The 10,422-nt window shown below is 71.7% G+C and carries 9 protein-coding genes and 1 pseudogene; 2 read left to right on the top strand and 8 right to left on the bottom strand.

All coding sequences use genetic code 11. From position 1 onward, the window contains the following. Window positions 1–201: 201 nt before the first annotated feature. The 3 genes from LCE31_RS24785 to LCE31_RS24795 all read right to left on the bottom strand — a co-directional run bounded on the left by LCE31_RS24785 (window position 202) and on the right by LCE31_RS24795 (window position 2,860). Window positions 202–930 (bottom strand): amino acid ABC transporter ATP-binding protein, encoded by a 729-nt coding sequence (locus LCE31_RS24785; RefSeq protein ID WP_263632260.1) that lies wholly within the window; start codon window positions 928–930, stop codon window positions 202–204. Between the two features lie 146 nt (window positions 931–1,076). Further along, the gene (locus LCE31_RS24790; RefSeq protein WP_225017776.1) at window positions 1,077–1,976 is read right to left on the bottom strand and encodes an amino acid ABC transporter permease; all 900 of its coding nucleotides are present in this window, start codon (window positions 1,974–1,976) and stop codon (window positions 1,077–1,079) included. Beyond that, window positions 1,976–2,860 (bottom strand): ABC transporter substrate-binding protein, encoded by an 885-nt coding sequence (locus tag LCE31_RS24795; RefSeq protein WP_225017778.1) that lies wholly within the window; start codon window positions 2,858–2,860, stop codon window positions 1,976–1,978. The genes LCE31_RS24790 and LCE31_RS24795 overlap by 1 nt, the downstream gene beginning before the upstream one ends. 115 nt (window positions 2,861–2,975) lie before the next feature. On the opposite strand from LCE31_RS24795, the gene LCE31_RS24800 reads away from it, so the two are divergent. Further along, on the top strand, window positions 2,976–3,707 hold the full coding sequence (locus LCE31_RS24800; protein WP_225017780.1) for a class I SAM-dependent methyltransferase: 732 nt from the start codon (window positions 2,976–2,978) through the stop codon (window positions 3,705–3,707). Between the two features lie 18 nt (window positions 3,708–3,725). Here the strand turns inward: LCE31_RS24800 and LCE31_RS24805 are convergent, their stop codons facing one another. Continuing rightward, window positions 3,726–3,932: a DUF397 domain-containing protein gene (locus LCE31_RS24805; protein ID WP_225017782.1), complete on the bottom strand. Its 207-nt coding sequence runs from the start codon at window positions 3,930–3,932 to the stop codon at window positions 3,726–3,728. Further along, window positions 3,929–4,783, bottom strand: a complete 855-nt coding sequence (locus tag LCE31_RS24810; RefSeq protein WP_225017784.1) for a helix-turn-helix domain-containing protein — start codon at window positions 4,781–4,783, stop codon at window positions 3,929–3,931. Before LCE31_RS24810 ends, LCE31_RS24805 begins: the two co-directional genes overlap by 4 nt. 194 nt (window positions 4,784–4,977) lie before the next feature. Between LCE31_RS24810 and LCE31_RS24815 the strand changes: the two genes are divergently transcribed. Then, entirely contained in the window at window positions 4,978–5,403 is a 426-nt protein-coding gene (locus tag LCE31_RS24815) for an ATP-binding protein (protein WP_225017786.1), read from the top strand. 370 nt (window positions 5,404–5,773) lie between these two features. Here the strand turns inward: LCE31_RS24815 and LCE31_RS24820 are convergent, their stop codons facing one another. The 3 genes and pseudogenes from LCE31_RS24820 to LCE31_RS24830 form a co-directional block, all read right to left on the bottom strand. Further along, the gene (locus tag LCE31_RS24820; protein WP_225017788.1) at window positions 5,774–7,366 is read right to left on the bottom strand and encodes a M48 family metalloprotease; all 1,593 of its coding nucleotides are present in this window, start codon (window positions 7,364–7,366) and stop codon (window positions 5,774–5,776) included. Between the two features lie 277 nt (window positions 7,367–7,643). Beyond that, window positions 7,644–8,912, bottom strand: a pseudogene (locus LCE31_RS24825) (lipopolysaccharide biosynthesis protein); the annotation flags it as partial. 43 nt (window positions 8,913–8,955) lie between these two features. Further along, window positions 8,956–10,116: a DegT/DnrJ/EryC1/StrS family aminotransferase gene (locus LCE31_RS24830; protein ID WP_225017793.1), complete on the bottom strand. Its 1,161-nt coding sequence runs from the start codon at window positions 10,114–10,116 to the stop codon at window positions 8,956–8,958. Window positions 10,117–10,422: the final 306 nt, after the last annotated feature.

A 10,422-nucleotide genomic window follows, 5' to 3' on the forward strand; every position in this document is an offset into this window, starting at 1 on the left:
ACACCGACGCCCCGGGCCGCGACTTCCGCGTCTACCGCGACCCGGCGGGGCACCCGTTCTGCCTCTGCGTCGACTGAGCGAGGAGCCGCCGCCGCGGGGCACCCGCACCGGGTCCGCCCCGGTGCGGCCCGGGCCGGCCCGCCGCGGCCAGGCCGGGCGGGTACGGGTCCGGTGCGGCCAGGCCCGGCCCGGTGCGGATGCTTACAGCCGCCCAGCCTCGACGATCCGCCGCAGGAACCTCCGGGTGCGCTCCTCGCGGGGGTTGCCGAAGACGTCCTCGGGGGTACCGCGTTCCAGCACCACCCCGGCGTCCAGGAAGCAGACCTGGTCGGCGACCTCGCGCGCGAAGGCCATCTCGTGGGTGGCGATGACCATCGTCATGCCCTCGTCCTTCACCTCGCGCACGAGGCCGAGCACCTCGCCCACCAGTTCCGGGTCGAGCGCGGCGGTGATCTCGTCCAGGAGCAGCAGCCGGGGGCGTACCGCCAACGCCCTGACGATCGCGGCCCGTTGCTGCTGCCCGCCGCTGAGCCGGTCCGGGTACTCGCCCGCCTTCGCCCCGAGGCCGAGCCGCTCCAGCAGCTCGCGGGCGCGTGCCTCGGCCTCCGCCCGGGAGAGCCCGTGGACGCGCCGGGGAGCCAGGGTGATGTTCTGGAGGACGGTGAGGTGCGGGAAGAGGTTGTACGCCTGGAACACCACCCCGATCCCGCGGCGCACGGCGTCCGCGTCGGCCCCGGGTTCCGTGATCTCCGCGCCGTCGAGCCAGATGGCTCCGTCGTCGATCTCCTCCAGCAGGTTGGCGCAGCGCAGCAGGGTGGACTTGCCGGACCCGGAGGCGCCGATCAGGGCGGTCACCGTGTGCGGAGCGACGTCCAGGTCGACGTCCCGCAGCACCAGCGAGGTCCCGAACGACTTACGGACGGCCTCCATCCGCAGCACGGGAGTCACCTCCGGCACGGGAGTCGCTCCCGGCACGGGAGCCTCCGCCGGAACGTGAACCCCCGGCACGGGGACCTCCGGAGGTACGGGAGCCCCCGTCGGCACTGGCCGCTCCCCGGACGCCTCCGGTGCCGCGCTCATACGATCCCTCCCTGGGCCCGCCGCCGGTCCATCCGGGCCGTCACCCAGTCGGTGAGCCGGGTCATCGGGATGGTCAGTGCGACGAAGACGAGCCCCGCGACGACGTACGGGGTGTAGTTGAAGTCCTTGCTGGCGATGATCTGCGCCGCGTACACGGCGTCGACGGCGCCGGCGATCGACACCAGGCCGGTGTCCTTCTGGAGGGACACGAGATCGTTGAGCAGCGGCGGCACCACGCGGCGCACGGCCTGGGGCAGTACGACGTGGCGCAGGGTCTGCCCGCTACTGAGGCCGAGCGAGCGAGCGGCGGCCCGCTGCGACGGGTGTACGGACTCGATGCCCGCGCGGAAGACCTCGGCGACGTACGCGGAGTAGGTCAGTACCAGGGCCGTACCGCCCAGCAGCACGGGGTCGGTGGTCACGCCCTCCAGGCGCAGCGCGGGCACCCCGAAGACGATCACCAACAGGCAGATGATGAGCGGGAGTCCGCGGAAGAAGTCGGTGTAGGCGGTGGCCAGCGCCCGCAGCGGGAAGAACACGGGACCGCGCAGCGTGCGCGCGACGGCCAGCAGCAGGCCGAGCACCAGCACGGCGACACCGCACACCGCCAGCAGCCGCAGGTTGAGCCACAGTCCCTCCAGCACCTGCGGGAACGCCAGGCGCGCGTAGTGGGCGCTGAAGAACGTCTCCCTGGTGCGGGTCCAGCCCGGCGAGCCGGTGATCAGGAAGTACAGCACCGCGCAGGTCACGAGGGTGCTGAGAGCGGCGATCCCGGTCGCGCGCCGGGCGCGTGCGCGGCGGTGGCGCTCGCGCGCGACGCGGCGCTGCGACGGAACGTAACCGTCGTCGGCGTTCCCGTCCCGGGTCGTCCCGGCCTCGGGAGCCGTGTCCGGCATCACTTCAGCACCGGCGCGCCGACGGCATCGGAGAGCCACTTCTTCTCCAGGGCGGCGAGGGTGCCGTCCTTCCTGAGCGCGTCCACGGCGCCGCTCACGCAGGAGGTGAGCGTGCTCTCCTTGTCGAGAACGAGCCCGAACTGCTCAGGCTTGCTGTCCAGTTCGGGGAACTGGCCGACGACCTTCGCGTCGGGCACCTCGGACCCCGTGATGTAGAAGCCGGTCGGCAGGTCGACGACGATCGCGTCCACCTGGCCGTTCCTGAGCGCCGACTTGGCGAAGTCGTTGCGCTGGTAGACGGCTGGCCGCTGGGCCGGCTTCACCAGGTCGTTGATGAAGTCCAGGCTGGTGGTGCCCACTTGGGCGCCGAGCTTCACGCCCTTGAGGTCGGCCAGGCTCTTCGCCTTCGCGGCCTTCGAGGACTTCAGCGCGACGACGGCCTGGCGTACGTCGTAGTAGCCGGACGAGAAGGCGACGGCCTGCTCGCGCGCCGCGCTGATGGAGACCTGGTTGATGTCGAAGTCGAACTTCTTGGCGCCGGGCGCGAAGGCACTGTTGAACGGCACGGTCTGCCAGACCACCGCGTCACGGCCGTAGCCGAGGCGTTGGGCCACGGCGTAGGCCACCGCCGACTCGAACCCCTTGCCGTTGGACGGGTTGTCGTCGGCGAACCAGGGGGCGTACGCCGGTTTGTCGGTGCCGACGGTGAGCTTCCCCGGCACCTGGGTGGCGAGGCCGCCGGGCGCGCAGGACGTCGAAGGGCCCGCCGTGCCGTTGGCGCCCGCCGCCTTCTCCTCCGGTTGCGGGGAGCAGCCCGCGAGGACGGCGCACAGGACGACGGCTGAGCACAGGCCGGTGGCGAGAGGGCGGTTGACGAGAGGCATAGCGGGAGACTTCCAGGGCCCGGGTCCGTCTGTCGAGACGAATAGGCGGATGTCCGCATACTGGGAACGGGTATTGCGATGGTGTGAACACCGCGGCGGCGCTACGTTCGGCGGCATGGCGAACGAAGGCTTCACCGACCCCCGGTTGGCCGCGATCTACGACGCGCTCGATCCCGACCGCGGCGACCTGGACGCCTATCTCGGCCTCGCAGAGCGGTTCGGCGCGCAGCGGGTGCTGGACATCGGCTGCGGTACGGGCGTCTTCGCGCTCCTGCTCGCGGACCGCGGGATCGAGGTCGTCGGCGTCGACCCGGCACGGGCGTCGGTCGAGGTGGCCAGGGCCAAGCCGGGCGCGGAGCGGGTGCGTTGGCTCGACGGTGACGCGACCACGCTGCCGCCGCTGGCGGTCGACCTCGCGACCATGACGGCGAACGTGGCCCAGCACATCACCACACGGGACGCCTGGCTGGGGACGCTGCGGGGCGCCTACGAGGCGCTGCGCCCGGGCGGCCACCTGGTGTTCGAGACCCGAGTCCCCTCCGCGCGCGCCTGGGAGGCATGGACCCGCGAGGCCTCGTACGGCGAAACGGAGATCCCGGGCGTCGGCCGGGTGGCGAGCTGGCACCAACTGACCGATGTCACGCTCCCGTTGGTCAGCTTCCGCTCAACGTGCGTGTTCGCGGCGGACGGCCGGACGCTGGCCTCCGACTCGACACTGGTCTTCCGGGAACGCGAAGAGGCCGAGGCGGACCTGAGGGCGTGCGGCTTCACGGTGCAGGACGTACGCGACGCCCCGGACCGCCCGGGCCGCGAGTACGTCTTCCTCGCAAGCCGGCCGCGGGGGTGACGGCGCGCCGGCCGCGCGTCAGACGCGGGCCCCCCCGACCGCGTCCACGAACGCCTGCCAGGCGGGCCCCGGGAAGACCATCGCGCCCAGCGCACGATCCTTGGTGTCCCGCACGGCCTGCCGCCCGGACCGAAGCACACCACGCTCGACGCAATTGTTGGCGTTGCCGCTGTACGTGCTCTTGTGCCACTCGACACCGTCGAACTCGCCGCACTTCGAGATCACGCGCCACTGTCCTTGATCAGATCACGGATGTATCGCCGCGACTCGGACGGTGACAGGGCTGCAGCGGTGAAGTCGTCCCACAACCGCCGGTAGCTCTGCACGTCAGAGCGCTGCTCCAACAAAGTACCACTGGTCAAGTGCTCCAACCAGACGAACTGAACCGGTGGTTCACCCCTCAGCGAGTGGATGGTGAAAGGCGGATACTGATCCGCCGGAAGCTGGGCACGAAGTGGGAGAATCTGGATGTTGACGTTCGCCTTCCTGCCAACGTCAACGAGGTGCGCAAGCTGCTCTCGCACCTGAGCCTCGGTTCCCCTGATGCGGTGCAGCGCCGTGACGTCGATCACGGCCCGCACTCTGAAGTCTGGTTGCTCGTTAAGGAGTTCCTGTCGCTTCAGCCTTGTCGCAACAAGCGGCTCCACTTTCTCGGGCGGGTGCCCTTCCGTGAACATCTGCCGCATGTACGCCTCGGTCTGAAACATGCCCGGGATCACAGCGAAGCTGTACTCACAGACCAACTCCGAGTCCGACTCCAAGGTCAAGTAGTCCTTGAGGGAGTCGTCAAGAATCGGGCCCTGGCTGCTCCACCAGTCAACCTTGTGGATCTCCTTGGCCAGTCGCTTGATGTTGGCGATGTGAGTCCGATCCTCAACGCCGTAGAGCTCCATGAGGATGGAGAGATCGAGCGGACGGATACCTCTTCGACCCGTCTCGATCTGCGAGATCTTGGGTTGACCGCACATCAACTTCGTTGCAGCGTCCTGCACTTTGAGCCCGGCAGCGAGCCGCAGTCGCTTCAACTCGTTACCGAGACGCCTGCTGCGCATCGTGGGCATATCGCTCTGAGCCATGCACACAGCTTGGCCCGCATACATCGCCCTGTACAGACACTATCCGTTGGATCATCCAAACGAGTTAACTCCACTAGGCATACTTGCCTCTGCCCTGATTCACGCGACACCATCATCCTCATCACGCGGCGCACCACACAGGTGACCCACCGCGCGCAACGCTGCGCCGCGCGCAGCGGGTTACGGAGGTGGCCATGCTGGGCCCGACTCACGGCGGACACGAGATGCGCAGGAGCCTCGCGCTCACACCCGAGCAACTGCGGGACGTCCGCCGCGATCTCGCGGAAACACTCTTCGACTGGGGATACGGCGTCGTCTCCGACGATGTCGTGCTCGTGGTCTCCGAGTTACTCGCCAACGTCTACGACTACACGAACGGCCACTGCGACCTGCTCGTACGGACGCAGGAGCACCAGGTCCACATCACGGTCACCGACTCGGAGATGAGGGTCCCGAGTCGCATCAAGGACCCCTTCGAGGCCGGACGCGGCTGGGGCCTGGCCATCATCGACGCACTCACGGACCAGCGCGTCACGATCATCACCCGCAGAGGCAAGAACGTCTGCTGCACGATCGAGGCGCCGAAGGAGTACGCGCCGCCGACCGGGACCACGGCGTGACGCGAACGGACCGGCAGGGCCGAGCCGTTCGGCTACAGAGGACCATTCGGCCAGATGCCCGGAGGACGATCGCGCGAATCGCGGAAGGCCGCCAGACCGAACGAACCTCGTCGGACTAAGATTTGGCGAGGCCCAGGAAGCGGGCGGCGAGCGAAAGGCGAATAATGCCGGAATCTGACAAGCTTGCCAAAACAAGCTAGCCCGCCCCCTAAAACACCAGGTCAAGAAGAGTGGTCCCCGCGCACGCGGGGGTGGTCCCAACACCCACGAGGTCGCCCAGCGCTTCGCCCCGTGGTCCCCGCGCACGCGGGGATGGTCCCCTCGTCGATCAACCGTCCATCGACGAGGACGACTTCACGCGATTACGGCCTCAGGTCCGTCGCAGCGCGGGCGGAGGTGGGGCCGGCAGGGCCGCGGCCAGGTCTGGGATCACCGCGTAACGCCTGTACAGGGTCCGGTAGTGGTCCTCGGCCTCGGCGCAGGAGCGCCGGGCCTCGCGCGTCTCTCCGAGGTACGCGGCTCGATGTCCGGCTCTGGCCGACCGGAGTACGCCGGACCAGTGCCTGGCGCCCTCCTCGTCCGGGAACGCTTCCAGGCGGTGATCGGCCGCCTCAACCGCACTGAGCGCGCGGAGAAGCGGCTCGCATGTGCGAGGAGAAACCGCCGGGGCGTCCACCACGTCGACTGCGGCCCGCATCAGTGTCTCGATGGCGTCGGCGGCTCCCGAAGACAGCCGGCGGCGGAGGGCTTCGCCGGAGTCACCGCCGTGGTCCAGCCACTCACGTACCGCATGCCCGCGCCCGTCGTCCTGGTCGAGCCAGTCCCGTACCGAGCGCGACTCCGCGTTGTCACGGTCGAGCCAGGCACGCATGGCAAGGGCGTCGAGCCGGCGATACGGGTCCGGCGCCTCGGCACGACGGCCTTCGCGGCGGGGAACCGCATGCCGGCGGGCCATGCCCTCGTCCAGCCAGGCGCCGAGCGCGCGGGGGCCGGGCGGACCGTCGCGCGGCGAGTCGGCCAGACGGCGGAGAAGGAATGCGACGTCCGCGTCGGCGAGGGGTGAGGCACCGTGCGACGGCTCCGGCTTCCGCCCGGGACGCAGCCGGGCGACCGCGCCGGACCAGAGGGCGGACGTGTTCTCCGGAAGCCGGAGGTCGACACGGAGATGCAGCACGGCGTACATGCCGCCCAGAAAGCTGATGGCGATCAGCACGCCGAGGAACCAGTCGAAGCAGCGCACCGCGACGGGAAGCCGGACCCCCGTGGTGTCCCCCCGGAAGGGCGACACTCCGTCCAGGGCAGGCGCCATGCGGTACAGGCACGCTAGCGTGCCGGCTGCCAGCAGGGAGGCCGTGACCCGTCCGTTCCAGGGCTTGGCCAGCGAACGGTGCCGCAGCCCCCTGCCCGGGTGACTGCTCCATGGCAGCACGAAGTAGCCACCGAGAGAGTCCCGCCACAGCCGCTCCTCGGCGCCCCTTCTCCGAGACGGCCCGGCTGTCCCGGACGCCGCGTCGGCCCAGACGTCCGGGGCCGCGCCCCACCGCACCGCCAGGCGGTCGGCGCACAGCTCCCGGTGTCTGAGGAGATCGGCTTGCGTCAGGCGGGCCAGGACCGTTACGGCGATCGCGAAGGCGACCTCGTGGAACGACGGCCGCTGCTCGGGTCCCAGCACCCCGGTCGGGTCGTGCGGGTGCCCGCTCGCGAACAGCCACCCCTCGAAGGACAGACAGGGAAGCAGCACCATGAAGAAGAACGCCCGCCACAACGCCACAGCGGTGTGGGTGAAACCGACGTCGCTCCCCCCGACATGGCCCAGCTCGTGGAGGACCACGGCCTCGAACCGGCGTGGATCACTGGTGCGCCGGGCCAGCAGCCCGGCATGCAGCCGCACGGTGTTCCGCCGGGCGCGGCCACAGGTGACAGCCCCGGCCGTCAGGGCCCACGAGGGTCCCTGCCGTCGCATCTCCTCGGCCGGGCTGAACCACCGCTCGGCAGACGGGGGTTCAGCGCGCCTCCGGGGCCCCCGCCCCCCCCCGGGGCCCCGGCGCCGGTGCCGCCCCCCCGCCCCCCCCCCCCCCCGCCCGGGCCCCCCCCCCGCCCGGCCGCGGGGGGGCCCCCGCGCCCCGGAGGCGCGGTGCGGGGGCGCGGCGCGGGTGCGCGGCACGGGGGCACGGTGCGGGTCAGCGCGCGGTTTTGCGGTGCCGGCCGCTTCCGTGCCACGGACTCAACCGTCGCCCGACAGCGCCGGAGGCCCCACGCGGTCGCGGCCCCCGCTCCCCCGGGTCGCGGCCCGCCCTCAGCAGGCCCGGTGCCGAGGCCAGTGCGACCAGTGTCATCGAGCCGAGGACCGCCGTGCCCGCGCCCGTGATGCCTGTGGGGCCCATGAGGAGGGCCGCGCCGCCCAGGGTGAGGAGGCACATCGTGCCCTGCACCGCGGCGAGCATGCCGGTGCGGCCCTGGACGCGGAGGACGCCCAGGTAGAGCTCCACGATCACCCTCGGCAGGGTGGCGAGTGCCAGCAGGCGCAGGACCGTGGTGCCGTGGGCCGCGTACGAGCCGCCGAACGGGGCCAGGACCAGCGGTGCGAACACCACGATCACGAGGACGGCCGGCACCAGCAGCAGCGTCATCCTGCGCAGCGCGCCGCGCACCCCGGCCGCCAGCCGGCCCGGTTCGTGGGAGGCGTGTGCCGTCAGGGACGAGGCCATGTTGATGGCCATGAACTCCATCGTCCCGCCGACCGTGTACGCCGCGTAGAAGAACGCGTTGTGCGCCGCGTCGAAGCGTACGGCCACCATCACAGGCAGCAGGTTGATCATCGCGAGGCTGAACAGCGAGCCCACCGAGTCGCCCGCCATGAAGCGCCGTACGTCCGCGTAGCGCAGGGGCTCCCTGGCCCCGTCCAGGGCGACTTGACGGGGGATCAGCCTGCGGAAGACCAGCCAGCCGAGCGGGACGACGGACAGCGCGATCGCCGCCGCCCACGACACGAACACACCGAGAACGGGGAGCGCCGTCGCGAACACGGCGAGCAGGACCAGCTTCCCCGTGGAGAAGACCGCGTTGCCGACGGGCACCCAGAACGACTTCCGCAGGCCGGTCAACACCCCTTCCTGGAGGGTGAGTACGGCCCACGCGACACAGGTCGCCGTGAAGACCGCGCCCGGCACCGGGCCGCCGAGCGGGGCGTACGAGTCGCCCCAGCGGCTCAGTGTCGCGAGGAAGACCACCGACGCCGCGCACACCACCACCGAACTCAGCGCGTACACCCGCCACACGAGCGCCGCCGTGCCGCGCCCCGCAAGCGGCACGTACCGGACCACCGCGCCGGTCATGGTCGTCGCGGTGATCGACGCCAGGAGCTTCATGGCGGCGATGGCGGCGGAGCCCTGTCCGACCGCGTCCTCGGAGTAGTAGCGCGCGGCGACCACCCAGAAGCCGAGACCGAGCGCCGCGGACACGCCCGTGGACACCATGAGCGCGTAGGCGTTGCGGAACATCGAGTTCGCGTCCGCCGCCGATTCGCTCCGGGCCAGGGGGAGTTCGGCCGCCTCAGCCACCGCTGCCGCCACCGCGGAAAGGGGGAGCGGGGGCCGCGCCCGGCACCGTCGCGAGGATCGAAAGGACCTCCTCCGCCCGGCAGGGGTCCACCGGGAGCGCGTGCCGCGCGAAGTGGGCCGCGGGCCCGGGGTGCGGCGACGGGTCCGTGAACTCCGGTCCCGCGTAGGCGTCGAGCGGCGGATCGTAGAGGTATCCGACGGTGATGCGCCGGCGCGCCAGCGCCGCGATCGCCGCGTCGCGGTCGCGCACCAGCAGCGGTACGCGGAAGAGGGGCTGGGCCGTGCCCGGCTCCGCGCCGAGGAGCCGCGCCGTGCCCGCCGCGTGCCGCGCCAGCTTCCCCCCGGGCCCGTCGAGCCGTTCGAGCAGGCGCGCCGTGCGCCGCAGCCGGACGGCGCCCGGGCTGATCCGGTACGGGTGCATGTCGACGCGCGCCCAGGATTCCAGGGCGTCGAGGCCAGGGACCGCGGAGCCCGCCACCGCCTGTCTCAACTCGGCAGCCCGCAGCGGCATCCGGATCTCCTCGCGCTCCTCGGCGCCCAGGACGCGCAGCGCCGCGCGCGCCGCCCCGACCAGCCGTGCCCCTCGTACACCCGCCTCCGCGTACGGGCGGATCGCGTACAGCGCCTCGGAGGCGAAGGTGGCCGGCTTCAGCAACTCATCTCTGAGCGAGGCCAGTTGTTCACGTAAGCCCGGGTCTTCGAAGGCCAGGAAACCGCCCGTCTTCGCGGCCGTGTGCTTCGAGAGGCTGAACACCGAGGCGTCCCCGACGGCCCCGACCGCGCGGCCGTCGGTGTGCCTGCTGCCGATGGCGTGCGCCGCGTCCTCGATCAGCGGGATGCCGAACGCGCGGCACCGGGCGAGGAGTTCGGGCGCCGGGTCCGGGTTTCCGTACAGGTTGGTGGTGATGACGCCGGACAGCCCGCGCCAGGTCTCCTCCGGTACGGCGGCCGGGTCGATGGACCCGTCGCGCGCGTGCAACGGCGCCTGGACCGGGCGCAGTCCGGCCGCGAGCACCACGAAGAAGATCACGTCGTCGTTGACCGGCGACATCAGTACGCGCCCGCCGGGCGGGCACCAGTGCCGCAGCGCCACGTACAGGCCGAGCCTGCACGACGGCGTGTAGAGGCACTCCCTGCCGAGGCGCCGGCTCATCAGCGCCTCCAGCGCGCCGATCGCGTCCGGCCCTTGCCACGCTCCCGTTCCCCCCAGCACCTCCGGCGCCTCCGGCGCCGCGCTGCCTTCCGGACGGCCTTCTCCACGGACTCTCCCGCGCGCCATGCGGTCCCCCCTGCCCCGGCGCCCAATGTGACCCATACCGGACGCGCCGTCAATAAGGCCCCGGGGCCGGGCCCGCACGCGGCGGGGGGGGGGGGGGGGGGGGGGGGGGGGGGGGGGGGGGGGGGGGGGGGGGGGGGGGGGGGGGCGGGGGGGGGGGGGCCGGCGCCCGCCGGCGGGGGG

This window comes from Streptomyces sp. 8L, from assembly GCF_020176795.1.
Lineage (GTDB): Bacteria > Actinomycetota > Actinomycetes > Streptomycetales > Streptomycetaceae > Streptomyces.